A 25598-nucleotide genomic window follows, 5' to 3' on the forward strand; every position below is an offset into this window, starting at 1 on the left:
GATGTTCCGCAAGTCGATCTACAAGACACCGGCTCAGCTGCGCTCGATGATCGAGCCCGGCCTGATCACAGCCGCGGCTCTCGACGCGGTGCGACCGCTGGTGCGTGCCGGGGTCACGACCGCGGAACTGGATGCCGTCGCCGAGCGCACCATCGTGGATCGCGGCGCCGAGTCGAACTTCCAGCTCGTGCGCGGGTACCGGCACACGACGTGCATCTCGGTCAACGAACAGGTCGTGCACGGCATCCCGGGCGACCGAGTGCTCGAGCCGGGCGACATCGTCTCGATCGACTGCGGGGCGCAGTACAAGGGCTGGAACGGCGACAGCGCGGTGACCTTCGTGGTGCCGGACGACTCGCGCCCCGAGCTGGTGGCGCGGCGCGAGGAGCTCTCGCGCGTCACCGAGGGCTCGATGTGGGCGGGGATCGCGGCTATGGCATCCGCCACGCACATCGGCGAACTCGGGGCCGCGATCCAGGACTACATCGAGGAGCAGGGTGTTTCGGAGGTGTCCGGTGAGTCCTACGGCATCCTCCGTGAATACGTCGGCCACGGCATCGGCCGAAAGATGCACGAGGCGCCGAGCGTGTTCAACTACCGCACGCCCGACGCGGGCGCCGAGATCCGCCCCGGGCTGGTGCTCGCCATCGAGCCGATGGTGACCGCCGGGGGAGAGGCGACCTTCATCGAGGACGACGACTGGACGGTGTCGACCGTCGACGGCTCTGACGGATCGCACTGGGAGCACAGCGTCGCACGTCACGAGGGCGGTATCTGGGTGCTCACCGCCCCCGACGGCGGTGCGGCCGGCCTCGCGCCGTTCGGCGTGACCCCCGTCCCGATCGCGTAGCGCGACCTCCGGTTCGCTCCCTCCCCCCGCGCCCCCGCGCCCCCCCCGCGAGACTTCTCTTCCAGCACGAGACGGCGTTCAATGAACTCCGTCTCGTGCTCGAACGGAAGTCTCGCGCGGTGAACTCGGGTGCGATGGGAGGCGGTCACGACGGCGGTCTGAGAGCGAGGCGAGCATCTCCGGCTGCATCGGATGCTGCGGGCGCAGCCCTGCTGCGCGCAGCGCGCCGACGAGCGGATCGACCTTCCAGGCGTCCGCCAGCTCCCACCGTGCGACCGGATGCCCGTGCCGCCGGAGCCTGTTCTCGCGGCGCTTCTCGGCTCTGAGCCGCTCAGCCGCTTCGTCGGCGTCGTCAAGGTGGTACTTGCCCCAGCCGTCAGCCTCTCCGACCACCCCGGTGGAAGGGAAGTGAAAGTCGACCCGGTCCTCGCTTCCGTCGTAGTGGAACTCACGCTGCAGCTCCGGCTCCTCGAATCCGCTCCACTCGATGATCGCCCGGCTCACACTCTCAGACGGGGATTCTGCTCGAGGGTCTGCTCGCTCGCATACCCAGCGGAGCATGGCTCGGCCCCGCGAACCGTTCTGGCTCCTGCTGCGAGCCATGATGTCGCTGACCGATAGCGATCCACCCTGCGCGGGTGAGATCGCACTGTCTACGACGGCGAGAGCTCGCGCCGGCTGCAGCGCCCGGGCGAGGTCGGCGGCGGTGTCGAGCAGCGACGTGACCCGCACGCCGGCGACCACGGCGATCTCGCGCGGATCGACGCTGGTGTGCACGCACACGTCTCCGCTGCGCTGCGAGGTCTTGAGATCGGGGTCGAATACATGAATGTCGCGCGGATGCCCGAACACCGGCATCCCGTGCAGCACAGCTGCGGACTCGAGGCACAGTACGGCATCCGGCCTGCTGCGGGCGAAGGCGTGCACCCGAGCCGCGTAGCGCTGCCACGCCTTCAACCTCAGGAACGCCTGCTTCGGCGCGTAGATGCCCCGCCGCAGTCGCACGTGGGTCGAGGCGCGCAGCGTGATCCCCAGCATCCGCGCCTCCGATCGCGTGATCAGCGGAACAGGGGAGGCGACGATGGCACGTTCGATCAACAGCAGCATCCGCCCATTCAACGCAGTGCCCGAGCCGAGCATCCGTCTCATTCCCGCTCTCGGTGGAAAGCCAGCCGCGAACCTCCCCATGTGGAAAGCCGCGAGACTTCCGCTCCAGCATCAGACGGTGCTCATAGACGCCTGTCTCGTGCTGGAAGGTAAGTCTCGCGGGAAAACGAAGCTGCGCCGCGGCTCACATGGCAGGCATAGCGTGCGCCGGGCAGAATGGGTGCGACAATTTTGTGCTGAAGATCGGACTGTCATGGCCCACGCCCAGAGCAAGCCCAACTGGTTCGCCATCGGAATCTCCGCCGCCGTCGTCGTCGTGCTGGTCGCGCTCGGCGCGGTCGTCGTCTGGCTGAACAACCAGGCCACCGATGCGGGCCCGGCGCCGAAGGGCGACATCGTCAACTCCGAGACGGGCGCCATCACGTTCGGCGAAGGCGAAGACGTCGTCTCGACCTACGTCGACTTCATGTGCCCGGCGTGCAACTCGTTCGAGCAGGCCTACGGCCAGCAGCTGCAGGAGGCGGCAGCCTCCGACGAGCTCACTCTCGAGATCCACCCCATCGCGATCCTCGACCACCTCTCGCAGGGCACGGACTACTCGTCGCGCTCGGCCGCGGCCATGTACTGCGTGGCCGAGAACAACTCCGACAAGGCGCTCGACTTCATGAACGCGCTGTTCGCGAATCAGCCCCAAGAGAACTCGACCGGTCTGACCGACGATCAGCTCAAGGAGATCGCCGACCAGGTGGGCGCCGACAAGGCGGCTGGCTGCATCGATGAGGGCACGTACCTGAAGTACGGTGCTGCTCAGGCCAAGGCGCACGAGATCAAGGGCACTCCGACGATCGAGATCAACGGCAAGCGCCTCGACATCAACGAGATCAACACCGAGCTGCCGAAGGTGCTTTCCTGATCGGGCTGCGCTCCATTTGCCGCAGGGCCGCCAAGGGTATATCTTAGTTCCTTGGTGCCTTGTGCCTCGTTCCGGCGTGTCCGAACAGGCCGCACCACACTCATCACCCACCCACCGCAGATCGACCGATCTGCAGAAGCGTCAGCGAGGCTATGGCTAAGAAAGACGGTGTCATCGAGATCGAGGGCGTCATTTCCGAGGCTCTGCCCAACGCGATGTTCCGCGTTGAGCTCAGCAACGGACACAAGGTGCTCGCCACGATCTCCGGAAAGATGCGGCAGAACTACATCCGCATCATCCCCGAGGACCGCGTGGTCGTGGAGCTCTCGCCCTACGACCTGACCCGCGGTCGGATCGTCTACCGCTACCGCTGATCGGTCGAGAAGTAACGGCCTGCCCCGCGGGGCGGTACGAAGACAGCGAACAGGAAACATCATGAAGGTCAACCCCAGCGTCAAGCCCATCTGCGACCACTGCCGCGTGATCCGTCGTCACGGTCGCGTCATGGTCATCTGCAAGTCGAACCCGCGTCACAAGCAGCGCCAGGGCTGAGCAGGGTCGCACCCCGCAGAATCCACAACTGAACACTCACCGTCGTATGCGAGACGTCTCGATTCGTCGCTTCGCTCAACGGCCGGGTGGGATCACATAAGGCAGCATCGGATGCTTCGGCAGGCTCAGCAACCCAACGGGTCGAGCCTGAAGAGGCGGACACCTCGGGGCGGAGGCCCGGGACCGGATGCTGCTCCACACCTCCACAACACTCCAGGAGAACCGCATGGCACGTCTTGCCGGCGTTGACATCCCGCGCGACAAGCGCGTGGTGATCGCCCTCACCTACATCTACGGCATCGGCCGCACCCGCTCCGTCGAGATCCTCAAGGCGACCGAGATCGACGAGTCGATCCGCGTCAAGGACCTCACCGACGAGCAGCTCGTCGCCCTGCGCGACCACATCGAAGGCAACTACAAGGTGGAGGGTGACCTGCGCCGCGAGGTCGCCGCCGACATCCGCCGCAAGGTCGAGATCGGCTCCTACGAGGGCCTGCGTCACCGCCGCGGCCTTCCGGTCCGCGGTCAGCGCACCAAGACCAACGCGCGTACCCGCAAGGGCCCGAAGCGCACCGTCGCCGGCAAGAAGAAGGCCCGCTAAGCGGCCAGGGAATAGGAGAACACTTTCATGGCTGCACCCAAGGCCGCCGCGCGCAAGCCGCGCCGCAAGGAGAAGAAGAACATCGCGCTGGGCCAGGCCCACATCAAGTCGACGTTCAACAACACCATCGTCTCGATCACCGACCCGTCCGGCGCTGTCATCAGCTGGGCCTCGTCGGGTGGCGTGGGCTTCAAGGGCTCCCGCAAGTCGACCCCGTACGCCGCCGGCATGGCAGCGGAGTCTGCTGCCCGCCAGGCAGCGGAGCACGGCGTCAAGAAGGTCGACGTCTTCGTGAAGGGTCCGGGCTCGGGCCGCGAGACCGCGATCCGCTCGCTGCAGGCCGCCGGCCTCGAGGTGGGATCCATTCAGGATGTCACCCCGCAGGCGCACAACGGCTGCCGCCCGCCGAAGCGCCGCCGCGTCTGATCTCGCGCATTCGCCTCACTGGGACCCTTCGACAAGCTCAGGGACCCGGTGAGGCGGACTCGCCCCCAGATTTCCCACAACTTCAGACCTCACCCCACACATGTCATATAGCGGGCATGTGATCGAAAGGAACACATAGTGCTCATTGCACAGCGTCCCACTCTCAACGAGGAAAAGATCTCCGAGAACCGCAGCCGGTTCATCATCGAGCCCCTGGAGCCCGGTTTCGGATACACGATCGGCAACGCTCTGCGTCGCAGCCTTCTCTCGTCGATCCCCGGCGCATCGGTCACCACCATTCGCATCGACGGCGTGCTGCACGAGTTCAGCACGATCCCCGGTGTGAAGGAGGACGTCACCGAGATCATCCTCAACATCAAGCAGCTGGTCGTCTCCAGCGAGCGCGACGAGCCCATCACCGCGTACCTGCGCAAGACGGGCGCCGGCGAGGTCACCGCAGCCGACATCTCCGCTCCGGCGGGCGTCGAGGTGCACAACCCCGACCTGGTCATCGCGACGCTCAACGACACCGCTCGCTTCGAGCTCGAGCTGACCATCGAGCGCGGCCGCGGCTACGTCTCGGCAGCACAGAACCGCAACGAGTACGCAGAGGCCGGTCAGATCCCGGTCGACTCGATCTACTCGCCGGTCCTCAAGGTCAGCTACCGCGTCGACGCCACCCGTGCCGGTGAGCGCACCGACTTCGACAAGCTCGTGCTGGACGTCGAGACCAAGTCGTCGATCCTCCCGCGCGACGCCGTCGCCTCCGCAGCCAAGACCCTCACCGAGCTGTTCGGCCTCGCCCGCGAGCTGAACGTCGAGGCCGAGGGCATCGAGATCGGCCCGGCGCCGGTCGAGGCTGTGCTCTCCAGCGAGCTCTCCATGCCGATCGAGGACCTCGATCTGTCGGTGCGCTCGTACAACTGCCTCAAGCGCGAGGGCATCAACACCGTCTCGGAGCTGGTCGCCCTCTCGGAGACGCAGCTGATGAACATCCGCAATTTCGGACAGAAGTCGGTCGACGAGGTGCGCGACAAGCTCGTCTCGCTCGGTCTGTCGCTGAAGGATTCGGTGCCCGGTTTCGACGGCGCCCACTTCTACAGCGCAGGCGAAGACGAGTCCTTCTGAAACCCGACATCTTTCTGACCAGGAGCTAGACGATTATGCCCAAGCCCACCAAGGGTCCCCGCCTCGGAGGCGGCCCCGCACACGAGCGCCTTCTTCTCGCGAACCTCGCGGCAGCGCTGTTCACCCACAAGTCGATCAAGACGACCGAGACCAAGGCGAAGCGCCTGCGTCCGCTCGCCGAGCGCCTGATCACGCTCGGCAAGCGCGGCGACCTGCACGCGCGTCGTCGTGCGCTCACCGTGCTGCGCTCGAACAAGGACGCCGCGCACGTGCTGTTCAACGAGATCGCTCCGCTGGTCGCCGACCGTCAGGGTGGCTACACCCGCATCACGAAGGTCGGCAACCGCAAGGGTGACAACGCCCCCATGGCCGTGATCGAGCTCGTCCTCGAGCCCGTCACCCCGAAGCGCAAGGCTGCGAAGCCCGCCGCCAAGGCCGAGGCGCCCAAGGCCGAGAAGGTCGAGGAGGCTCCCGTCGAGGAGACCACCGAGGCTCCGGTCGAGACCGCCGAGGAGACCACCGAGGCTCCCGCCGAGGAGAAGGCCGAGTAAGTCCTTCCCTCCGCATGAAGAAGCCCGCCGCCCCTTCCGGGGTGGCGGGCTTCTTCATACGGCACGCAGGTCAACCGGCCTGTCGTGCGCGCAGATCCTTCCGCAGGATCTTGCCGGATGCCGACTTCGGGATCCCGTCGATGAACTCCACCTGCCGCACCTTCTCGTGCGGTGCGACCTTCGACGCCACGAACGTCATGACATCCTCCGCAGTGAGCGTCGCATCCTGCTGTGCGACGACGAACGCCTTCGGCACCTCCTGGCCGTCCTCGTCCTGAGCGCCGATCACGGCCGCGTCCGCGACCAGCGGATGCTCGAGCAGCACCGCCTCGAGCACCGCCGGCGCCACCTGGTAGCCCTTGTACTTGATCAGCTCCTTGAGGCGGTCGACGATCCGGAACGTGCCGTCGGAAGCAGCCGTCGCGATGTCTCCGGTGTGCAGCCATCCATCGGCATCGAGCATCTCGGCCGTGGCATCCGGTCGGTTGAGGTAGCCGACCATGACCTGCGGCCCGCGCACCCACAGCTCGCCGGGGGCGCTGTGGCCGTCGGCGGGAACCTGCACGTCCGCACCCGTGTCGGGATCGACGAGTCGTGCCTCGGTGTTCGGCACGAGCGGCCCGATCGACGACTTGTCGATCTCAGGACGCCCTGCCGGGATCAGGTTGACGGCCGGGCTGGTCTCGGTCATTCCGTAGCCCTGCACCACCTCGCAGCCGAGGCGGGCCGCGACGGCGGCGGCGAGTCCGCCGTCGAGCGGAGCCGCGCCCGAGAAGATCACCTTGACCGCCGACAAATCGTACTGATCGACGACGGGATGCTTGGCCAGGGCGACGGCGATCGGCGGCGCGACGAACACCCATGTCGTGCGATGCTCGGAGATGATGCGCAGGAACTCGAGAAGGTCGAACTTCGGCATGGTGACGAGCCCCGCGCGCTGACGCAGCGCGAAGTTCAGCAGCACGGTCATGCCGTAGATGTGGAAGAACGGCAGCACGGCGAGCACGCGATCGGTGTCGTCGACGCTCAGCATCGCCCGGGCCTGGGCGACGTTGGCGATGAGGTTGCGGTGGGTGAGCATGACGCCCTTGGGTCGCCCCGTCGTGCCCGACGAGTAGGGCAGCACAGCGAGATGGGTCGCCGGGTCGAACGACACGTCGGGGGCGGCGTGTCCCTCGCCGAGCAGATCGCGCAGACCCGGATGCCCGGCCGCGCCGTCGAGCACGATCAGGTGGTCGTCGGCGATGCCGCGCTGCGTCGCCGCAGCCCTCGCGCCGGCGAGCAGGGGCGACACCGTCACCAGCCACTCCGCGCCGGCATCGGCCAGCTGGTTCGCGATCTCGTCTGCTGTGTAGAGGGAGTTGATCGTGGTGGCGGTGGCTCCGGCACGCAGGATGCCGTGGAACACCGTGGCGAATGCCGGGACGTTCGGGCAGAGCACCCCCACCCGGTCGCCGACGACGATGCCACGGGCGGCCAGGGCGCCCGCGAACAGCCCGATCTGTGCGATCAGCTGGCGGTAGGTGGTCTCGCCGCCGGTCGTGCCGTCGACGATCGCGACGGTGTCGAGCGTCGACTCGTCGAGGTCGGAGAACAGGTAATCGTAGATCGACACCGCCGGGATCTCGACGTCGGGCAGAGGGCTGCGAAGCATGTGATCTCCTTCGATCAGAGCGGGCGGCTTGCTGGGCGTCAGTCTCGCACGGTCTGAGACACCGTCTCAATGATCCGATAGCGGGTGCCGGGGCGCCCCTTGGTCGAATAGTCCAGCGTGCGCACGGCACGGCCGGTGCTCGCGAGGTGCTCGAGATAGCGCCGCGCGCTCACCCTCGACATCCCGAGCACCTCGCCGAGCTCGGCGGCTGACGTGTCGGGGTGCTCGTCCAGAGCGGTGACGACGCGGTCGAGGGTCTCGGCGCTGAGGCCCTTGGGAAGGCCGGCACGGCGTCGGAAGGCGATGATGGCGTCGGCCGCCTCGACCCGGCGCACGACATCGTGCAGCTCGGTGTGATCGCGCAGCAGCAGAGTGGCATCCACCGCCTCGCCGCCCTGCCGCGCACCGGTGCCGCGGGCGACCAGCACGTGACTGCCGACGATCACCGGACGACCCGCGTCCTCACCGTCACGGAGCACCGCGCGCAGCTCGTCGTCGAGCACATCGGCCGCACGAGCGCCGGTGAGCTCGCTCGCCTCCGCTCCCAGCAGCCGGGCCGCGGCATCGTTCGCCAGGGTGATGGTGCCTGAGGCGTCGACCGTGATGACACCCTCGCTGAGGCCGTGCAGCGTCGTCTCCTGATTGCGCACGAGCGCGGTGATCTCGTGCGGCTCGAGCAGGTGGATACGCCGTCTGATCACCGAGGTCACCCACGCCGAGCCGAAGAGCCCCAGCACGACTGCGGCCAGCATCGCGCCGATGATCCAGGTGAGATTCCCGACGAACTCGCCTGTGCCCTGCGACTCGAGGATGCCGACCGAGACCGTGCCGATCACATCGGAGCCGTCGAACACCGGCACCTTCACACGCCATGACGGGCCGAGCGTGCCGGTCTGCGTGCCCATGTAGATCTCGCCCGAGAGCGGCACCGAGGCATCGGTCGAGACCTTCTGCCCGATCCGCTCCGGATTCGGATGAGAGAAGCGGATGCCGTTCGCGTCGGCGACGACGACATACGTGAGATCGGATGCCCGGCGGATGGTCTCGGCCAGCGGCTGCACGGTCGCCGACGGGTTCGCGTCGTCGAACGCATCGAGCACCACGGGCATTGACGCGATCGACTGCGCCACCGCCAGCATGCGGTCTTCGTATGCGTCGCGAACCGTGTGCGCCTGGATGACGCCGGCCGTCACGCCGGCGATGAGCGTCACGACCGAGACGATCAGCGCCTGCAGCAGGATCAGCTGCACCCGCAGCGTCATCCCGCTGTGCCTCATCTGCGACGCGCGCATCATCCTCGAGGCCACCAGACCATTCTCGCCGAGCCGGGGAGCGGGGCAACGGCCGGTCGCGGGGCATGCGAGACCAATAGTTTCGAAAGCCCGACCAATGATTTCAGAAGCAGATCCGGTGTCCCTCCGGTGCATACGGTTGCCAGCATCCCTACACCGCTCAAGGAGGAGCGCATGAAGAAGTCACGCTCAGCTCTGGTCGCCATCGCCGCAGTCGCGGCACTGGCTCTCGCCGGATGCTCGTCGCAGAATGCCGCACCCGCATCGGATTCCGACGCGAAGGGCGACGCATCGTCGTTCACGGACGTCTCGCTCATCGTCCCCGCAGATCCGGGTGGCGGATGGGATCAGACGGGTCGGGCGATGGCGAAGGTGCTCACCGACGGCGACATCGTCGGATCGGCTCCGGTCACCAACGTCGGCGGCGCCGGCGGCACCGTCGGCCTCGCGCAGCTCGCGAACCAGAAGGATCCGGCAACGCTCATGGTCATGGGGCTGGTGATGGTCGGCGCGATCGAGACGAATGCCTCGAAGGTGCGCCTCGAGGACACCACGCCCATCGCCCGCCTCACCGACGAACCTCTCGTGGTCGTCGTGCCCGAGAGCTCGAAGTACGACACCCTCGAGGATCTCGTCGACGACATCGTCGAAAAGGGCCAGGAGATCACGGTCACCGGCGGCTCCGCGGGTGGCGCCGACCACATCCTCGCCGGTCTGCTGCTCGAAGAGGCGGGGGTCGACGGGGCCGACATCCCGGCGAAGCTGAACTACACGCCGAACTCCGGCGGTGGCGAGGCCGTCTCGCTGCTCGTCGGCAACAAGGTGGCCGCAGGCATCTCGGGAGTGGGAGAGTTCCTGCAGTACATCGAGGACGGCTCGATGCGCGCGCTCGCCGTCTCGTCGGCGGAACCCGTCGAATCGCTGCCCGACGTGCCCACCATCACTGACGCCGGGTACAACCTCGTGCTGACGAACTGGCGAGGCGTGGTCGCCCCCGGCGACATCTCCGACGCCGACCGTGACGAACTCGAGCGCATCGTGACCGAGATGCACGAGTCGAAGGCGTGGACGTCGGAGCTCGAGACGAAGGGGTGGGCGGATGCCTTCCTCGCGGGCGACGAGTTCGACGCCTTCCTCGAAGAGAGCATCGCCGACGTCACCGGGACGCTCGAGAACATCGGACTGATCTGACATGAACGCCCCGCACCCCGGGGCGACTGAGCGGGCCGAGGAGACTCGGCCCGCTCAGCGGGTTCCCGTCGGAGAACTCGTCTTCGCCCTGCTCATGCTCGCCCTCGGCGCGTTCGCGCTCATCGGGGCCTTCTCGATCCACGTTCCCGTCGGCGTGAAAGTCGGTCCGACGATCTTCCCGATCTTCGTGTCGATCGTGCTGCTCGGCTCTGCGGTCGCTGTGCTCGTCTCGGTGCTGCGTGGAAACCGCGCCGAGCTCGAAGAGGGAGAGGACATCGACCCCGAGGCGAAGACCGACTGGCTCACCCTCGCGAAGATCGTGGGGGCCGTCGTCGCGCATCTGCTGCTCATCGACCTCATCGGGTGGGCGCCGGCGGCGGCGCTGCTCTTCGGGATCGTCGCGTGGTCGCTGGGCGCCAGGCGCTGGTGGCTCGCCTTCATCATCGGCCTGGCGCTGAGCCTCGTCGTGCAGGTCGTCTTCGGCGGACTGATGGGGCTCTCGCTGCCCTGGGGACCGGCGCTCGGATGGCTCGGAGGGATGTTCTGATGGACAGCTGGACTCTTCTTCTCGAGGGCTTCGCGACCGCGCTGCAGCCGCAGTACCTCGTCTTCGCGTTCTTCGGTGTGCTGGTCGGCACGGCCGTCGGGGTGCTGCCCGGCATCGGACCGGCCATGACGGTGGCGCTGCTGCTGCCGCTGACCTACACCCTCGACCCGACGGCCGCTCTCATCACCTTCGCCGGCATCTACTACGGCGGGATGTACGGCGGCTCGACCACCAGCATCCTGCTCAACACCCCGGGCGAGTCCGCCTCGATCGTGACCGCGATCGAGGGCAACAGGATGGCCAAGCTCGGCCGCGGCGCGGCCGCGCTCGCGACAGCGGCGATCGGCTCGTTCATCGCCGGCACGATCGCGACCGTGGGCCTCACGCTGCTCGCCCCGGTGCTGGCCCAGTTCGCGGTGAACCTCGGCCCTGCCGACTACGTCGCGCTCATCGTCATCGCGTTCGTCACCGTCGGCGCACTGATCGGCAGCTCGGTGCCGCGAGGCATGACGTCGCTCGGCGTCGGCCTCTTCCTGGGCCTGGTCGGCACCGACACGCTGACCGCTCAGCAGCGCTACACGCTGGGGCTGCTGCCCCTGTCGGACGGCATCGACATCGTGCTCGTCGCCGTCGGCCTGTTCGCCGTCGGAGAGACGCTGTACATCGCCGCGCGTCTGCGACACGGCGGGATCGACGTCATCCCGGTCACCGGCGGGTGGCGCAGCTGGATGACGAAGAGCGACTGGAAGCGCTCGTGGAAGCCGTGGCTGCGCGGCACCGCGATCGGCTTCCCGATCGGCACCATCCCGGCGGGCGGCGCCGACGTCGCGACCTTCCTCTCGTACGCCACCGAGCGCAAGCTGTCGAAGCACAAAAAGGAGTTCGGACACGGCGCCATCGAGGGCGTCGCCGGACCCGAATCCGCCAACAACGCCGCAGCGGCCGGGGTCCTCGTGCCGCTGCTGACGCTGGGGCTGCCGACCACGGCGACCGCGGCGATCATCCTGGTCGCCTTCCAGGCGTACGGTCTGCAGCCCGGGCCGCAGCTGTTCCAGACCCAGCCCGCTCTCGTGTGGGCGCTGGTGGCGAGCCTGTACCTCGGCAACGTCATCCTCATCGTGCTGAACCTGCCGCTGGTGGGGATGTGGGTGAAGCTGCTGCAGATCCCGCGCCCCTATCTCTACGCGGGCATCCTGCTGTTCGCCGCCTTCGGAGCCTACGCGCTGAACTTCGCGGTCGTCGACATCCTCATCCTCGCGGTCATCGGCGTGCCCGGGTACTTCATGCGCCGCTTCGGGTACCCCGTGGCTCCGCTGGTCGTCGGCATGATCCTGGGCCCGATGGGGGAGGAGTATCTGCGCAAGGCGCTGCAGCTGAGCCAGGGCGACCTGTCGACGCTGGTCGCGCAGCCGTTCGCGGCCACCGCGTACGCGGTGCTCGCGGCGCTGGTCGCGGGCGGACTCTGGCTGCGGCGTCGACAGCGCCGCTACGAGCAGGCGCTGACCGAGTCGATCGCCGTTCCTATCAAGGCCGACCAGGAGGTCTGAGCCGAGAGGGCCGGATGCCGAGCGGGCTCGGCTCAGGAGCGCGGGGCCGCCGGCGATAGTCTGAACTGCGTGAACGCAGAGCACCAGGCCATCACCCGGGGGCCCCGCGCCTACCTCTCCTTCATCGGCATCGGGCTTGCAGCGGGCCTGCTCTCGGGGCTGTTCGGGGTGGGAGGCGGCACGGTGATCGTGCCGCTGCTGGTGCTGCTGCTCAGCTTCGGTCAGCGGATCTCAGCCGGCACGTCGCTGGCGGCGATCGTCCCGACTGCGAGCGTCGGCGTCATCTCGTACGCGATGTCGGGCTCGGTGGCATGGCTCCCCGCGCTGATCCTCGCCGCCGGCGCGGTGGTGGGTGCGCAGATCGGCTCGCGGCTGCTTCCCCGCGTCTCGCAGACAGCCCTGCGCTGGGGCTTCGTCGCCTTCCTGCTCGTCGTCATCGTGAGCCTCTTCATCGTGATCCCCTCACGGGCCGCCGAATTCGAGCTCGGCTGGCTCAACGGCATCGCGCTCGTGGCGGTCGGCGTGGTCACCGGCGTCATCGCGGGACTGATCGGCGTGGGCGGCGGGGTGGTCGTCGTCCCCGTTCTCATGCTCGGCTTCGGCACGAGCGACCTCGTCGCCAAGGGCACCTCCCTGCTGATGATGATCCCGACAGCCGTCTCTGGGACCATCGGCAATCTGCGTCACCACAACGTCGACCTGGTGGCGGCCGCCCTGATCGGCGTCTCCGCCTGCACGACGACCGCGCTCGGCGCCTGGCTCGCGACGATGATCGACCCGTTCGCCGGCAACATCCTCTTCGCGGCGTATCTCGTCGTGATCGCCGTGCAGATGGCGCTGAAGGCACTGCGGTCGCGCACCCGCTGAGGCATTCGCACAGCCCGCCAGGCAGAGCGCGTTCAGGGCTCCCCGGTAGGATCGTGGGGTGCCCGTGAACAGTGAACTGGTCGGCAGGGAGTTCCCGCCGACGGCCCCGTACCTCGTCGGCCGTGAGAAAGTGCGCGAGTTCGCCCGCGCCGTCTTCGCCGACGCCCCGCAGCACATCGATGTCGACGCGGCTCGTGCCGCAGGCTACTCCGATGTCGTGGCGCCGCCCACATTCCCGATGGTGATCCAGGACCTCACTCTGCAGCAGCTGCTCAGCGAGCCCGACTCGGGCATCGTCCTCGCGCGCACGATCCACGCCGAGCAGCGCTTCCGGTACACGCGACCGATCGTCGCCGGAGACGAGCTCACCGCGCAGCTGGCCGTCACGGGCATCCGGTCGATGGGCGGCAACGCGATGATCACGAGCGAGGCGAGCATCACCGATGCCGCGGGCGCGCACGTCGTCACGGCCGTCAGCGTGCTGCTGGTCGGCTCCGACAGCGAAGGGGAGGCCGCGTGATGGCCGAGTTCACGGTCGGTGACGTCATCGCCGAGCGCATCGTGCACCTCACCCGCGAATCGCTCGTGCGCTACGCCGGCGCCTCCGGCGACTTCAACCCGATCCACTACCGCGATGACGTGGCCGCCGCGGTGGGCCTCCCCGGCGTACTCGCGCACGGGATGCTGACCATGGGCATCGCCTCGTCGGTCGTGCTCTCCGCTCTGCCCGCCGACACGCGCGTGGTCGACTACGGCGTCCGCTTCACCAAGCCGGTCGTGGTCGACGCCGAGGCGGGCGCCGACGTGCAGATCGTCGCGAAGGTCGGCGCCGTCGATGAGGTCGCTGCGCGCATCGATCTCACCGTGAAGGCGGCCGAGACGACCGTGCTCGTGAAGGCCCAGCTGCGGGTCGCGCTCTGACATGGCATCCGCCGACGTGATCGAGGTCACCCCCGTCGCCCTGCGCGAGCTCACCACGCTGCGCACCGGCGCGGCCCCGCAGCGGATGCTCGAGGCGCGCACCCGCGAACAGCTGCTTGCCGCGCTGCAGGATGTCTGGGCAGCCGGTGAGGACTGGTTCGTGCTGGGAGGCGGATCGAACCTGTTCGTCGGCGATGCGCCCTTCGAGGGCACGGTGATCCGTGTGCTCACCGAGGGCATCGAAGAGCTGCCGTCGCCGCACGAGGGCCGCGTCCGGCTGCGCGTGCAGGCCGGACACAACTGGGATGCCCTGGTCGCCTACACCGTCGAGCGCGGTTACGCCGGCATCGAGGCGATGAGCGGAATCCCCGGCACCGTCGGCGCCGCTCCGGTGCAGAACGTGGGGGCGTACGGGCAGGAGATCCAGGAGACGCTCGTCGAGGTCGAGCTGATCGACGAGCACGAAGACACCCCCGTCGTGCTGCCGGCGGCCGATCTCGGCCTGGGCTTTCGCACCTCCGTGCTCAAGCACCACTACGGCGAGGCCGAGGGCCGGCGCGCCGTGATCGTCTCGGTGACCCTCGACCTCGCCGTCACGGGCGATGCAGGGCGCGTGGTGCGCGGCGAGCAGCTGCGCCGAGCCCTGGGACTGGAGGACTACGAGGCCGTTCCGCTCGCTTGGGTGCGCTCCCGGATCCTCGAGACGCGCGCCGCGAAGGGCATGCTGCTCGACGCCGACGACCCCGACACGTGGAGCGCCGGCTCGTTCTTCCAGAATGCGATCGTGCCCGAGCCCGTGGCGCGGACCCTCCCGCCGGAGTGCCCGCGGTGGCCCGTCGAGCCGGATCTCGACTCGGTGACCGTCATCCCGCTGGATTCGTACTACGGACTCGCACCGCGGGAGGAGAAGCCCGTCGCCTCGGTGAAGGTCAGCGCCGCATGGCTGATCGAGAACACCGGCATCCGCAAGGGATTCCGTCTGCCGCAGTCCCGCGCGGGGCTGTCGACCAAGCACGCGCTCGCGCTCAGCAACAGGGGCGGCGCGACCGCGGCCGAGCTGAGCGAGCTGGCCAGGTTCATCCAGAGCCGCGTGCACGCCGAGTTCGGGCTGCTGCTGCAGCCCGAGCCGGTGCTCGTCGGCGTCGACCTGTAGATCGAACGGGGCACCGCGCGTACACTCGCCGGATGACCGGACTGATCCCGTATCTGCTCTTCCCCGGCAGCGCCGCAGAGGCGCTGTCGTTCTACGCATCGGTGTTCGGCGGTGAGACGCGGCTGTTCACCTATGCCGAGGCGGGGCGCGCCGACGGTCCCGGCGACGCGATCGCGCATGGCATGCTCGACGGCCCGATCGAGCTGGCGGGGGCGGATGCCGCGGCCGGCGAGAGCACGGTGTCGGTGAACGGCATGTTCTTCTCGCTTCTGGGTGCGGCGGAGCCTGAGACGCTCGCGGCGTGGTTCGACGCGCTCGCCGAGGGCGGCAGCATCATCGACCCGCTGCAGAAGCGCCCGTGGGGCGACCACGACGGCACGCTCGTCGACCGCTTCGGCGTGCCCTGGCTCATCGGATACCGGGGCTGACGGCAGAACCCGGTATCGAGTGTCGAGTAGCCGGTGACCGACCTCAGACCGAGAAGAGGCGCTGCAGGCGCTGCACGCCCTCGATCAGCTGGTCATCTCCCAGTGCGTACGACAGGCGCAGGTAGCCCGAGGGGCCGAAGGCCTCGCCCGGCACGACGGCTACCTCGGCCTCGTCGAGGATGAAGTCGGCGAGCTCGAGCGAGGTGGTCGGCGTCACGGTGCTGCCGTCGCGCCGCGTCCAGGTGCGCCCGAGCAGGCCCTGCACGTCGGGGTAGACGTAGAAGGCGCCGGTCGGGGTGGGCACGACCATCCCCTCGATCTTCGACAGCTCCGCCACAATCAGCTTGCGACGGCGATCGAACGCCTCGCGCATCTTCTCGGCTTCGTCCTGCGGACCGTTCAGAGCCGCGATCGCGCCGCGCTGGGCGACGTTGTTGACGTTGCTCGACAGGTGCGACTGCAGATTGGCGGCGACCTTGATGGCATCCGCCGGCCCCACCATCCAGCCGACCCGCCAGCCGGTCATCGCGTACGTCTTCGCGACGCCGTTGACGAGGATGGTCTGGTTCGCGATCGCGGGCAGCGCCTCGACGATCGAGGTGGCCTTCACACCCTCATACGTCAGGTTCTGGTAGATCTCGTCGCTGATGACCCAGATGCCGTGCTCGAGCGCCCACTCGGCGATCGCCTTCGTCTCGTCGGCGGTGTAGACCGAGCCCGTCGGGTTCGACGGCGAGACGAACACGAGCACGGTGGTGCGCTCGGTGCGCGCGGCCTCGAGCTGCTCGACGGTGACCTTGTACTCCTGGTCTGCGCCCGCGAACACCTCGACGGGCACGCCGTCGGCCAGCTGGATCGCCTCGGGATAGGTCGTCCAGTACGGTGCGGGCAGCAGCACCTCGTCGCCGGGGTTCACGACCGCCTGGAACGCCTGATACACCGACTGCTTGCCGCCGTTGGTGACGATGATCTGCGACGGCGAGACCTCCAGGCCCGAGTCGCGCAGCGTCTTCGCGGCGATCGCCTCGCGCAGCTCGGGAAGACCCGCAGCGGGGGTGTAGCGGTAGTTCGCCGGGTCGGCGAGGGCCTTCGCCGCCGCATCCACGATGAACTGCGGCGTCGCGAAGTCGGGCTCGCCGGCGGCATACGAGATGACGGGCTTGCCCTCGGCCTTGAGAGCCTTGGCCTTGGCATCCACCTTCAGAGTGGCGGATTCGGCGATGGCGGACAGTTTGCGGGAGAGAGGGGCGCGTTCGGTCACGACTCCGATCGTACTCGCGGCGGCGGGCGCCGCACCGGTCGGATTCGCAGGCGAGAAACCGCGAAACCGCGCGATCCGGAGAAATCGGGATTCTTGCTGGGTCGGGTGCGCGATGCCGGATGCCGTGCTCAGTGCTCGACGAGCACGCCGTCCTCGTCGGCGTACACTCGCGCACCCGGGCGGAAGGTGACGCCGCCGAACTCGACCGTGACGTCGGCCTCGCCGGTGCCCTGCTTGCCGCTCTTGCGCGGATTGGTGCCGAGCGCCTTCACGCCGAGTGGCATGGTCGATATCGCGACGCTGTCGCGGATGCAGCCGTGGATGACGACGCCGGCCCAGCCGTTGTCGATCGCGAGCTGCGCGATCATGTCGCCCATCAGCGCCGTGCCGTACGACCCGTCGCCGTCGACGACGAGCACCGCGCCCTCGCCGGGGGACGAGAGCAGCGACTTCAGCAGCGCGTTGTCCTGGAAGCACCGCACCGTGCGGATCGGGCCTTCGAATGAGCTGCGCCCGCCGAACGAGCGCAGCTGAAGGGACAGGGACTGCAGGTCGTCGCCGTGTACGTCGTAGAGGTCAGCGGTGGATGTCATGACTCACTCCTATCAGGGACCCTCGTCGGGCTCACATATGGGGCCCCTGAGCCTGCCGAAGGGCGGTTTCGACATTCTCAGAGGCCCAAGGCGTGCGCTTCGACAGGCTCAGCGTCCCAGGATGGGGCCCTGAGCCCGCCGAAGGGCGGGTCAGCTGAACTGGTTCATGGTGTTGTGCTGGCCGCCCGCCTTCAGCGCGGCCTCGCCGGCGAAGTACTCCTTGTGGTTGTCGCCGAGGTCGGAGCCCGCCATGTTCTGGTGCTTGACGGTGGCGATGCCCTCGCGGATCTCGCGGCGCTGCACGCCCTTCACGTAGGCCAGCATGCCCTCGTCCCCGAAGTACCCCTTCGCGAGGTCATCGGTCGACAGTGCGGCCGTGTGGTACGTCGGCAGGGTGATGAGGTGGTGGAAGATGCCGGCCCTTGCCGACCCGTCGCTCTGGAACGTGCGGATCTTCTCGTCGGCCAGCGCCGCGAGCTCGGTGTCGTCGTACTCGACGCTCATGAGCTTGTCGCGGTCGTATGCCGAGACGTCGTCTCCGCGCTCGGCGAGCAGATCGTACGCCTGCTGCCGGAAGTTCAGCGTCCAGTTGAACGACGGGCTGTTGTTGTAGACCAGCTTCGCGTTCGGAACGACCTCGCGGATGCGATCGACCATGCCGGCGATCTGCTCGACGTGCGGCTTCTCGGTCTCGATCCACAGCAGATCGGCGCCGTGCTGCAGCGAGGTGATGCAGTCCAGCACCACGCGGTCCTCGCCGGTTCCGGGCCGGAACCGGTACAGGTTGCTCGGCAGGCGCTTGGGGCGCACCAGCCGGCCGTCCCGCTTGATCACCACATCGCCGTCGCCGAGGTCGTCGGCGGCGATGTCGTCGACGTCGAGGAACGAGTTGTACAGATCTCCCAGATCGCCCGGCTGGCGTGAGACGGCGATCTTCTGCGTGAGCCCGGCGCCGAGGGAGTCGGTGCGGGCGACGATGACACCGTTGTCGATGCCGAGCTCGAGGAAGGCGTAGCGCACCGCGTTGATCTTCGCGAGAAAGTCCTCGTGGGGGACGGTCACCTTGCCGTCCTGGTGACCGCACTGCTTCTCGTCCGACACCTGGTTCTCGATCTGGATGGCGCAGGCGCCTGCCTCGATCATCTTCTTCGCGAGCAGGTACGTCGCCTCCGGGTTCCCGAAGCCGGCGTCGATGTCGGCGATGATCGGCACGACGTGGGTCTCGAAGCCGTCGATCTGCGACTGGATGAACTCGGCAGCGGTCTCATCGCCGGCAGCCCGGGCGGCGTCGAGCTGAGTGAACAGGAGGTCGAGCTCACGGGCATCCGCCTGCCGGAGGAAGGTGTAGAGCTCTTCGATCAGCGCGGGAACCGCGGTCTTCTCGTGCATCGACTGATCGGGGAGGGGTCCGAACTCCGAGCGCAGGGCCGCGACCATCCAGCCTGACAGGTACAGGTAGCGCTTGTTCGTCGACTTCATGTGCTTCTTGATCGAGATCATCTTCTGCTGGCCGATGAAGCCGTGCCAGACGCCGAGCGACTGGGTGAAGACCGAGGAGTCGGCGTCGTACTCCTGCATGTCGCGGCGCATGATGTCGGCGGTGTACTGCGCGATCTCGAGTCCCGTGCGGAAGCGGTTCTGCGCGCGCATGCGCGCGGCCGATTCGGGGTCGATGGCACTCCAGCCGGCGCCCTGCGCGGCCTTCAGCTGCTGGATGGCGTCGATGTCGTCCTGGTAGCGGGTCATGGCGAATCCTTCGTGTTGGGTGGGGACGGGTCAGTCGTTGTCGGTCAGATAGCGCGAGTACGCCGGCAGGGTGAGGAAGGCCGGGAACTCGGGCTGCAGGGTGACCTCGCGGAAGATCTCGGCGGCGTCATCGAAGCGGTCGCCGTCGCTGCGGGGGGCTTCGGCGAGCACCTCGCGGATCAGGCCTTCGACGTGCTCGACCGTGATCGCCGTCCCCGCCTCGGTGCGGCGGTCCTGGTGGATCCACTGCCACACCTGCGAGCGGCTGATCTCCGCGGTGGCCGCGTCTTCCATGAGGCCGTCGATCGCCACGGCGCCCTGACCGCGCAGCCACGCCTCGAGGTAGCGGATGGCCACCGAGACGTTCTCGCGCACGCCGGCATCGGTCACCGGACGGCCGATGCGCAGGTCGAGCAGCTGCGATGCCGTCACCTCCACGTCGTCGCGCCTGCGGTCGAGCTGGTTCGGGCGCTCGCCGAGCACGGCGTCGAACTCGGCCCTCGCGGTGGCGATGAGGTCGGGATGGGCGACCCAGGTGCCGTCGAAGCCGTCACCCGCCTCGCGACGCTTGTCGGCGGCCACCTTCTCGAGCGCACGGGCGGTGGCCTCGGCGTCGTGGCGGCTGGGGATGAACGCGCTCATGCCGCCGATCGCGTGCGCTCCGCGCCGGTGGCAGGTCTTCACCAGCAGCTCGGTGTACGCCCGCATGAACGGGACGGTCATCGTGACCTCGCTGCGGTCGGGCAGCACGAACCGCGCGCCGCGGCCACGGTAGTTCTTGATGATCGAGAAGATGTAGTCCCAGCGGCCGGCGTTGAGACCGGCGCAGTGGTCGCGCAGCTCGTAGAGGATCTCGTCCATCTCGAAGGCGGCCGGGAGGGTCTCGATCAGCACCGTCGCGCGGATGGTGCCGTGTCGCAGGCCGAGGTACTCCTCGCTGAACGAGAAGATGTCGTTCCAGAGACGGGCCTCTTCGCTGGACTCGAGCTTGGCGAGGTAGAAGTACGGTCCGCGGCCCGCGTCGATGAGGGCCTGCGCGTTGTGGAAGAAGTACAGCCCGAAGTCGACCAGCGACCCGGATGCGGCGAGCCGGCGACCCGTGCGGTCGGTGAAGTCGATGTGCTTCTCGCTCAGGTGCCAGCCGCGCGGGCGCATCACGATGGTGGGCGTCCGCTCGGCGGTGACCCGGTACTCCCTGCCGTCGCCCGAAGTGTGGGTGAGCTCGCCGCGGATCGCGTCGCGCAGCGACAGCTGACCGCCGATGATGTTGCGCCAGGTCGGGCTGGTGGCGTCCTCGAGGTCGGCGAGCCACACATTGGCTCCGGAGTTCAGGGCGTTGATGGTCATCTTCGGGTCGGTCGGGCCGGTGATCTCCACGCGACGGTCCTCGAGGCCGGGACCGGCTCCGGCGACCCGCCAGTCGGTGTCGTCGCGGATGTGCGCGGTGTCGTCGCGGAAGCGCGGGTCGTGCCCGTTGCCGATCTCGAAGCGGCGGCGCATCCGGTCGGCGAGCCGGTCGTGACGACGTCCGCCGAAGCGGTGATGCAGCTCGGTGAGATACGCGATCGCCGGCGCGGTGAGGATCTCGTCCTGGCGCTCGAGCACCGGTCCGGTGATGTGCAGCGTCGGGCCGAGTCCGGCGGAGACGGCTGCGTCGACGACGGTGCGAGTCGGTGCGGTCGCAGTGGGAATGCTCATGATCTGTCTCCTCCGTGAGATGTGCGGTCGGCCCGGGAAACCGGGCTTTGACACCACTGTGGGTGAAGAACGCCGGAGCGCTTGACCATTCCGGGGGAGAAGTTCGGCCAGATTTCTGTTTTTGTGACAGACTGCTTCCCATGACCCCGGATCAGGATCACGACGGCTCCGATGCGCTGACCATCGGCCGGCGCATCCGCCAGCTGCGCACCGCGCAGGGCATGACGCTGGAAGAGCTCGCGACACGCATCGACCGTGCGCCCAGTCAGGTGTCGATGTTCGAGACCGGCAAGCGGGAACCGAAGCTCACCCTGCTGCAGACGATCGCGAAGGTGCTCGGCACCAGCCTCGATGGCCTGCTCGAGGGCGAGCCGCTCGACGAGAGGGCTACGAAGGAGATCGCCCTCGAGCGCGCCATGAAGGGGCAGACGTTCCGCGCCCTTGGCATCCCCGCATTCCGGATCGGGAAGTCCCTGTCGGATGACGCGATCGATGCGATGCTCGCGCTGCACGGCGAGATCGAGCGACTGCGCGACGAGCGCGCGGCGACCCCGGAGGAGGCGCGTCGCGCCAACCTCGAGCTGCGTCACCTGATGCGCACACAGGACAACTACTTCGCCGATCTCGAGGCGCAGGCCCGCGAGATCCTCGACGCCGTCGACCACCCAGGGGGGCCGCTCACGCAGCGCACCGCGTCTGAGATCGCCGCGCACCTCGGCTTCACCCTGCACTACGCCTCCGACCTGCCGCAGTCGACCCGCAGCGTCGCCGACCTCGCGCACGGCCGGCTGTATCTCTCGAGCAGCATTCCCGCCAAGGGCGACGCGCGCACGGCCGTGCTGCAGGCGCTGTCGAGCCGCATCCTCGGTCACTCGGAGCCGCGCAGCTACGCCGAGTTCCTGCGCCAGCGCGTCGAGACGAACTACCTCACCGGCGCCCTGCTCGTGCCCGAATCCCACGTCGTGCCGGTGCTGCAGGACGCCAAGGGGCGACGCGCCATCTCCATCGAAGACGTCCGCGACGCGTACTCGGTCTCGTACGAGACCGCCGCGCACCGCTTCACCAACCTGGCGACCCGGCACCTCGGCATCCCGGTTCATTTCCTCAAGGTGCACGAGTCGGGAACCATCACCAAGGCGTACGAGAACGACGACGTGAACTTCCCGACCGACCGCCTCGGCTCGATCGAGGGGCAGATGTGCTGCCGCCGGTGGACGAGCCGCGAGGTGTTCGACGTGGACGACCGGTTCAACCCGTACTACCAGTACACCGACACGGGCAACGGCACCTACTGGTGCACGGCGCGCGTCGAGCCGTCGAGCGAGGGCCTGCACTCGGTGAGCGTGGGTGTGCGCTTCGACGACACGAAATGGTTCGTCGGCCGCGACACGCCCAACCGCGGCGTGTCGAAGCACTCCGTCGAGACGTGCTGCCGGCGCGCGCCCGCCGAGCTCGAGCAGCGCTGGCGCGACCAGGCCTGGCCGAATGTGCGCACCCCGCGCACCCTGCTCGCGACGCTGCCGACCGGATCGTTCCCGGGCGTCGACACGACGGATGTGTACGAGTTCCTCGAGGCGCACGCACCGCGCTGAGGTCGCGCAGTCACCCGGCCGCGCGCAGCGTCGCCCACAGCTCGGCGCGAGCGGGGAAGGACGACAGATCGCTGCCGAGCAGCGTCGCGGCCTGCGCGATGCGGCTGCGAAGAGTGTGCCGGTGGATGCCGAGAGCCGCTGCGGTCTGCTCGCCGCGCGCGTCGTGCTCGAGCCAGGTACGCAGGGTCCGCTCGAGCTCGGCGCCCGTGGTGGCGTCGTGCGCGCGCAGCGGTGCGAGCCTGGTGCGGGCCAGCGTGCGCGTCTCGGCCGAGACGAGGGCGTCGAGCACCCCGCCGGATTCGACGTCGTGGTAGCCGATCACCCCTCCGCCGCCGGCACGCTGCAGAGCGGTCGTGGCCTGCGCATGCGCGTGCGAGAATGCGGCGTACTCTGCGGGCTCGGATACGCCGATCCGGATGCCGAAGCGCTCCGCCACCTGATCGAGCAGCCCTCGCGACGATGCGCCGAGGCACATCGTCAGTCCGTCGGCATCCTCCCCGACGAATGAGACGGTGCCGCCTACCGACCGCTGCCGCTCGAACCAGCCGACGATCGCATCGACCGGCGCGTCGGCGGCGGTCGCCACGACCATCGGCGCGGGAGGCAGCGCGCCGAGGGTGCGCCGGGCGAGGGTGGGATCATCCGCACGCAGCGAGGCGAGCAGCTGGGTGTGCATCCTGCGGCGGCCGCGGGCGAGCTGCTCGCTCTGCTCGAGCGCCAGGCCTGCCATGGCGATCGCCGTGGTGATGACGGCGCGCGCCTCGGCATCGATGGGGCTGAGGTCGACGGCGATCACCCCCTTCAGCTGCGAGCTGCGGCCGAGGGTGAAGAGCGTCACGGTGCCGTCGGCCACGTCGAGCGAGCGCGTCGCGGTCGTTCCCCTGCCCAGCAGGTCGGCGACGGCGTCCGCGACGGCTTCCGCGCCGTGGGCGGGAGCGGACGGATGCTCCTGAGCGATCGTCCCGCTCGAATCGAACAGCCCCACCCAGCAGCCGAGCCGCCGAGCGAGCTCCGCGAGCGTGGCCTCCAGCCCCCGCGGACGCAGGGCCGCCACGGCCAGAGCCCGTTGCACCTCCAGCGCCCAGGTGCGTCGCGCGTACGCGTGCGAGGCCATCGCCTCCGCGTGCGCGCGGGCGACCGCGATGAAGGGGATGTCGTAGGGCACATCGAACAGGGCGAGTCCCGCCGTCGCACACGCGACGACGAGCTCGTCGGGCGGTCCCACCCGGTGCACACCCGAGCCGAAACCCAGCGCCCGCACGCCGCGGCGCACGAGACGGGCGACGTAGTCGGCGACCCCGCGCTCGTCGTGCTCGGCGAACTGGCTGCCCGTGGTCATCAGCACCAGATCGTCGGCGAGGAACGGCGTGGGATCGACGAGGTCGGAGCTGTGCACACCGCGAACGGGCAGGTCGAGCGATCCGAGGGTGAGGGAGTCCTCGGCGGATACCAGGCTCAATCGCAGATCCGCGCGCCCGAGCAGTGTGCGCAGCGTGGGCGGTGCGGCGATCTCCACCGATGTCTCCTCGATCTTGTACGGTACGGCGAAAGCGTATTCAGAAGTGTACGCTCCGGCGAGTGCATCCAGCCGAACCGAGTCGTAGCCTCGCCTCATGACCCTCATCGACGAGACCTCCACGATTCCCGCAGGCGGACCCACCCTCGAGCAGGTCCGTCGCATCGTCACAGAACTCCCCGGGCCGCGCTCGGCGGCGATCCTCGCCCGCAAGGCCGACGCGGTCGCGTCGGGGGTCGCGCACTCCATGCCCGTCTCGGTCGTCGCCGCGGGCGGCGGCGTCGTCGTCGACGCCGACGGCAACTCGCTCATCGACCTCGGCTCGGGAATCGCCGTGACCAGTGTCGGCAACGCGCACCCGAAGGTCGCGGCCGCCGTCGCGGCGCAGGCGGCGCAGTTCACCCACACCTGCTTCATGGTCTCGCCGTACGAGTCGTACGTCGACGTCGCCGAGGCGCTCAACCGCCTCACGCCGGGCGACTTCGCCAAGAAGACCGCCCTGTTCAACTCCGGCGCGGAGGCCGTCGAGAACGCCATCAAGATCGCCCGCAAGCACACCGGCCGCCAGGCGGTGGTCGCCTTCGACCACGGCTACCACGGCCGCACCAACCTCACCATGGCGCTCACCGCCAAGGCGATGCCGTACAAGGCCGGCTTCGGTCCGTTCGCGCCCGAGGTCTACCGCGTGCCCGGCTCGTACCCGTACCGTGACGGCCTGACCGGTGCCGAGGCGGCCGAGCGCGCCATCACCCTCATCGAGAAGCAGATCGGGGCAGACAGCCTGGCCGCCGTGATCATCGAGCCGATCCAGGGTGAGGGCGGGTTCATCGTCCCCGCCGACGGGTTCCTCGATGCCGTCGTCGCCTGGTGCCGCGACAACGGCGTGGTCTTCATCGCCGATGAGGTGCAGACGGGCTTCGCCCGCACCGGCGCGATGTTCGCCAGCGAGATCTTCGGCATCGAGCCCGACCTGGTCACCACCGCCAAGGGCATCGCCGCCGGTCTCCCGCTCGCCGGCGTCACCGGCCGCGCCGAGATCATGGACGCGGCGCATGCGGGCGGCCTCGGCGGCACCTACGGCGGCAACCCGATCGCCTGCGCCGCAGCGCTCGCCGCGATCGACGCCTTCGAGAACGACGGCCTCATCGAACGCGCCCGCCAGATCGGCGAGGTGCTCACCACGCGCCTGCGGGCGATGCGCGACAGCGACGCCCGACTGGGCGACATCCGCGGGCACGGCGCCATGATCGCCGTCGAGTTCGTCGACGCCGAGACGGGCGCTCCCGATGCCGCGCTGACCGCGGCGGTCGCCAAGGCCTGCGTCGCCGAGGGCGTCATCATCCTCACCTGCGGCACGTTCGGCAATGTCATCCGCTTCCTGCCGCCGCTGTCGATCGGCGACGACCTGCTGAACGAGGGCCTCGACGTCCTCGCCACCGCGCTCGAGCGCGCCTGAGACGGTCG

The 25598-nt window shown here is 68.6% G+C and carries 26 protein-coding genes; 18 read left to right on the forward strand and 8 right to left on the reverse strand.

Annotated elements, in window-relative coordinates; translation table 11 throughout:
- Window position 1 precedes the first annotated feature (1 nt).
- Window positions 2–850, forward strand: a complete 849-nt coding sequence (gene map, locus PGB26_RS06525; protein WP_271639523.1) for a type I methionyl aminopeptidase — start codon at window positions 2–4, stop codon at window positions 848–850.
- Window positions 851–928: 78 nt separating this feature from the next.
- On the opposite strand, the gene PGB26_RS06530 is transcribed toward map, so the two are convergent.
- Window positions 929–1957, reverse strand: a complete 1029-nt coding sequence (locus PGB26_RS06530; RefSeq protein WP_271639524.1) for a hypothetical protein — start codon at window positions 1955–1957, stop codon at window positions 929–931.
- A 253-nt stretch (window positions 1958–2210) separates the two neighbouring features.
- Here PGB26_RS06530 and PGB26_RS06535 point away from each other — a divergent pair, with 253 nt between their 5' ends.
- The 7 genes from PGB26_RS06535 (at window position 2211) to rplQ (ending at window position 6128) form a co-directional block, all read left to right on the forward strand.
- On the forward strand, window positions 2211–2870 hold the full coding sequence (locus tag PGB26_RS06535; protein WP_271639525.1) for a DsbA family protein: 660 nt from the start codon (window positions 2211–2213) through the stop codon (window positions 2868–2870).
- Between the two features lie 152 nt (window positions 2871–3022).
- The gene (gene infA / locus PGB26_RS06540) at window positions 3023–3244 is read left to right on the forward strand and encodes a translation initiation factor IF-1 (RefSeq protein WP_017201569.1); all 222 of its coding nucleotides are present in this window, start codon (window positions 3023–3025) and stop codon (window positions 3242–3244) included.
- Window positions 3245–3305: 61 nt separating this feature from the next.
- Window positions 3306–3422 carry a 50S ribosomal protein L36 gene (gene rpmJ, locus PGB26_RS06545; protein WP_071644008.1) on the forward strand — a complete coding sequence of 39 codons (117 nt, stop codon included), beginning with the start codon at window positions 3306–3308 and terminating at the stop codon, window positions 3420–3422.
- A gap of 226 nt (window positions 3423–3648) precedes the next feature.
- The gene (gene rpsM, locus PGB26_RS06550; protein ID WP_099196937.1) at window positions 3649–4023 is read left to right on the forward strand and encodes a 30S ribosomal protein S13; all 375 of its coding nucleotides are present in this window, start codon (window positions 3649–3651) and stop codon (window positions 4021–4023) included.
- A gap of 27 nt (window positions 4024–4050) precedes the next feature.
- The gene (gene rpsK, locus PGB26_RS06555; protein WP_071644012.1) at window positions 4051–4449 is read left to right on the forward strand and encodes a 30S ribosomal protein S11; all 399 of its coding nucleotides are present in this window, start codon (window positions 4051–4053) and stop codon (window positions 4447–4449) included.
- A gap of 138 nt (window positions 4450–4587) precedes the next feature.
- Complete coding sequence (locus PGB26_RS06560) at window positions 4588–5577, forward strand: DNA-directed RNA polymerase subunit alpha (protein WP_271639530.1); 990 nt, start codon at window positions 4588–4590, stop codon at window positions 5575–5577.
- 35 nt (window positions 5578–5612) lie between these two features.
- Window positions 5613–6128: a 50S ribosomal protein L17 gene (rplQ, locus tag PGB26_RS06565; RefSeq protein WP_271639531.1), complete on the forward strand. Its 516-nt coding sequence runs from the start codon at window positions 5613–5615 to the stop codon at window positions 6126–6128.
- 70 nt (window positions 6129–6198) lie between these two features.
- Here the strand turns inward: rplQ and PGB26_RS06570 are convergent, their stop codons facing one another.
- Entirely contained in the window at window positions 6199–7782 is a 1584-nt protein-coding gene (locus PGB26_RS06570; protein ID WP_271639532.1) for an AMP-binding protein, read from the reverse strand.
- A gap of 38 nt (window positions 7783–7820) precedes the next feature.
- Window positions 7821–9089, reverse strand: coding sequence for a PAS domain-containing protein (locus tag PGB26_RS06575; protein ID WP_271639533.1), 1269 nt, complete (start codon window positions 9087–9089; stop codon window positions 7821–7823).
- A 159-nt stretch (window positions 9090–9248) separates the two neighbouring features.
- Between PGB26_RS06575 and PGB26_RS06580 the strand changes: the two genes are divergently transcribed.
- The 8 genes from PGB26_RS06580 to PGB26_RS06615 all read left to right on the forward strand — a co-directional run bounded on the left by PGB26_RS06580 (window position 9249) and on the right by PGB26_RS06615 (window position 15728).
- Window positions 9249–10265 (forward strand): Bug family tripartite tricarboxylate transporter substrate binding protein, encoded by a 1017-nt coding sequence (locus PGB26_RS06580; protein ID WP_271639534.1) that lies wholly within the window; start codon window positions 9249–9251, stop codon window positions 10263–10265.
- Window position 10266: 1 nt separating this feature from the next.
- Window positions 10267–10812, forward strand: a complete 546-nt coding sequence (locus PGB26_RS06585; RefSeq protein WP_271639535.1) for a tripartite tricarboxylate transporter TctB family protein — start codon at window positions 10267–10269, stop codon at window positions 10810–10812.
- Entirely contained in the window at window positions 10812–12359 is a 1548-nt protein-coding gene (locus tag PGB26_RS06590; RefSeq protein ID WP_271639536.1) for a tripartite tricarboxylate transporter permease, read from the forward strand. Before PGB26_RS06585 ends, PGB26_RS06590 begins: the two co-directional genes overlap by 1 nt.
- A 69-nt stretch (window positions 12360–12428) precedes the next feature.
- Window positions 12429–13226: a sulfite exporter TauE/SafE family protein gene (locus PGB26_RS06595; protein ID WP_271639537.1), complete on the forward strand. Its 798-nt coding sequence runs from the start codon at window positions 12429–12431 to the stop codon at window positions 13224–13226.
- 58 nt (window positions 13227–13284) lie between these two features.
- Window positions 13285–13746: an FAS1-like dehydratase domain-containing protein gene (locus PGB26_RS06600; protein ID WP_271639538.1), complete on the forward strand. Its 462-nt coding sequence runs from the start codon at window positions 13285–13287 to the stop codon at window positions 13744–13746.
- Entirely contained in the window at window positions 13746–14147 is a 402-nt protein-coding gene (locus PGB26_RS06605) for a MaoC/PaaZ C-terminal domain-containing protein (RefSeq protein WP_271639539.1), read from the forward strand. Before PGB26_RS06600 ends, PGB26_RS06605 begins: the two co-directional genes overlap by 1 nt.
- A gap of 16 nt (window positions 14148–14163) precedes the next feature.
- The gene (locus PGB26_RS06610) at window positions 14164–15300 is read left to right on the forward strand and encodes a UDP-N-acetylmuramate dehydrogenase (RefSeq protein ID WP_271639611.1); all 1137 of its coding nucleotides are present in this window, start codon (window positions 14164–14166) and stop codon (window positions 15298–15300) included.
- Window positions 15301–15332: 32 nt separating this feature from the next.
- Window positions 15333–15728 (forward strand): VOC family protein, encoded by a 396-nt coding sequence (locus PGB26_RS06615; protein WP_271639540.1) that lies wholly within the window; start codon window positions 15333–15335, stop codon window positions 15726–15728.
- Window positions 15729–15771: 43 nt separating this feature from the next.
- Here PGB26_RS06615 and PGB26_RS06620 read toward each other — a convergent pair whose 3' ends face one another.
- From PGB26_RS06620 to aceB, 4 genes are all read right to left on the reverse strand, one after another.
- Window positions 15772–16989: a pyridoxal phosphate-dependent aminotransferase gene (locus tag PGB26_RS06620; protein ID WP_271639541.1), complete on the reverse strand. Its 1218-nt coding sequence runs from the start codon at window positions 16987–16989 to the stop codon at window positions 15772–15774.
- Window positions 16990–17117: 128 nt separating this feature from the next.
- On the reverse strand, window positions 17118–17582 hold the full coding sequence (rraA, locus tag PGB26_RS06625; RefSeq protein ID WP_271639542.1) for a ribonuclease E activity regulator RraA: 465 nt from the start codon (window positions 17580–17582) through the stop codon (window positions 17118–17120).
- A gap of 150 nt (window positions 17583–17732) precedes the next feature.
- Window positions 17733–19328, reverse strand: a complete 1596-nt coding sequence (locus PGB26_RS06630; protein WP_271639543.1) for an isocitrate lyase — start codon at window positions 19326–19328, stop codon at window positions 17733–17735.
- A 30-nt stretch (window positions 19329–19358) separates the two neighbouring features.
- Window positions 19359–21026 (reverse strand): malate synthase A, encoded by a 1668-nt coding sequence (gene aceB, locus PGB26_RS06635; RefSeq protein WP_271639544.1) that lies wholly within the window; start codon window positions 21024–21026, stop codon window positions 19359–19361.
- Between the two features lie 140 nt (window positions 21027–21166).
- Between aceB and PGB26_RS06640 the strand changes: the two genes are divergently transcribed.
- Window positions 21167–22618, forward strand: a complete 1452-nt coding sequence (locus PGB26_RS06640; protein ID WP_271639545.1) for an XRE family transcriptional regulator — start codon at window positions 21167–21169, stop codon at window positions 22616–22618.
- Between the two features lie 10 nt (window positions 22619–22628).
- Here PGB26_RS06640 and PGB26_RS06645 read toward each other — a convergent pair whose 3' ends face one another.
- Window positions 22629–24134: a helix-turn-helix domain-containing protein gene (locus PGB26_RS06645; RefSeq protein ID WP_271639546.1), complete on the reverse strand. Its 1506-nt coding sequence runs from the start codon at window positions 24132–24134 to the stop codon at window positions 22629–22631.
- A 97-nt stretch (window positions 24135–24231) separates the two neighbouring features.
- Here PGB26_RS06645 and gabT point away from each other — a divergent pair, with 97 nt between their 5' ends.
- A complete protein-coding gene (gabT, locus tag PGB26_RS06650; protein WP_271639547.1) occupies window positions 24232–25590 on the forward strand; it encodes a 4-aminobutyrate--2-oxoglutarate transaminase in 1359 nt (452 codons plus the stop codon).
- Window positions 25591–25598: the final 8 nt, after the last annotated feature.

The sequence above is a fragment of the Microbacterium sp. nov. GSS16 genome (assembly GCF_028198145.1).
Classification (GTDB): Bacteria; Actinomycetota; Actinomycetes; order Actinomycetales; family Microbacteriaceae; genus Microbacterium.

What these genes read in the sequence shown, in the direction of transcription:
- PGB26_RS06605 (WP_271639539.1), top strand. Translation starts at nt 13,746, where the DNA reads ATGGCCGAGTTCACGGTCGGTGACGTCATCGCCGAGCGCATCGTGCAC.
- infA (WP_017201569.1), top strand. Translation starts at nt 3,023, where the DNA reads ATGGCTAAGAAAGACGGTGTCATCGAGATCGAGGGCGTCATTTCCGAG.
- aceB (WP_271639544.1), bottom strand. Translation starts at nt 21,026, where the DNA reads ATGAGCATTCCCACTGCGACCGCACCGACTCGCACCGTCGTCGACGCA.
- rraA (WP_271639542.1), bottom strand. Translation starts at nt 17,582, where the DNA reads ATGACATCCACCGCTGACCTCTACGACGTACACGGCGACGACCTGCAG.
- PGB26_RS06615 (WP_271639540.1), top strand. Translation starts at nt 15,333, where the DNA reads ATGACCGGACTGATCCCGTATCTGCTCTTCCCCGGCAGCGCCGCAGAG.
- gabT (WP_271639547.1), top strand. Translation starts at nt 24,232, where the DNA reads ATGACCCTCATCGACGAGACCTCCACGATTCCCGCAGGCGGACCCACC.
- rplQ (WP_271639531.1), top strand. Translation starts at nt 5,613, where the DNA reads ATGCCCAAGCCCACCAAGGGTCCCCGCCTCGGAGGCGGCCCCGCACAC.
- PGB26_RS06640 (WP_271639545.1), top strand. Translation starts at nt 21,167, where the DNA reads ATGACCCCGGATCAGGATCACGACGGCTCCGATGCGCTGACCATCGGC.
- PGB26_RS06580 (WP_271639534.1), top strand. Translation starts at nt 9,249, where the DNA reads ATGAAGAAGTCACGCTCAGCTCTGGTCGCCATCGCCGCAGTCGCGGCA.
- PGB26_RS06630 (WP_271639543.1), bottom strand. Translation starts at nt 19,328, where the DNA reads ATGACCCGCTACCAGGACGACATCGACGCCATCCAGCAGCTGAAGGCC.
- rpmJ (WP_071644008.1), top strand. Translation starts at nt 3,306, where the DNA reads ATGAAGGTCAACCCCAGCGTCAAGCCCATCTGCGACCACTGCCGCGTG.
- PGB26_RS06590 (WP_271639536.1), top strand. Translation starts at nt 10,812, where the DNA reads ATGGACAGCTGGACTCTTCTTCTCGAGGGCTTCGCGACCGCGCTGCAG.
- rpsM (WP_099196937.1), top strand. Translation starts at nt 3,649, where the DNA reads ATGGCACGTCTTGCCGGCGTTGACATCCCGCGCGACAAGCGCGTGGTG.
- rpsK (WP_071644012.1), top strand. Translation starts at nt 4,051, where the DNA reads ATGGCTGCACCCAAGGCCGCCGCGCGCAAGCCGCGCCGCAAGGAGAAG.
- PGB26_RS06585 (WP_271639535.1), top strand. Translation starts at nt 10,267, where the DNA reads ATGAACGCCCCGCACCCCGGGGCGACTGAGCGGGCCGAGGAGACTCGG.
- map (WP_271639523.1), top strand. Translation starts at nt 2, where the DNA reads ATGTTCCGCAAGTCGATCTACAAGACACCGGCTCAGCTGCGCTCGATG.
- PGB26_RS06535 (WP_271639525.1), top strand. Translation starts at nt 2,211, where the DNA reads ATGGCCCACGCCCAGAGCAAGCCCAACTGGTTCGCCATCGGAATCTCC.
- PGB26_RS06530 (WP_271639524.1), bottom strand. Translation starts at nt 1,957, where the DNA reads ATGCTGCTGTTGATCGAACGTGCCATCGTCGCCTCCCCTGTTCCGCTG.
- PGB26_RS06570 (WP_271639532.1), bottom strand. Translation starts at nt 7,782, where the DNA reads ATGCTTCGCAGCCCTCTGCCCGACGTCGAGATCCCGGCGGTGTCGATC.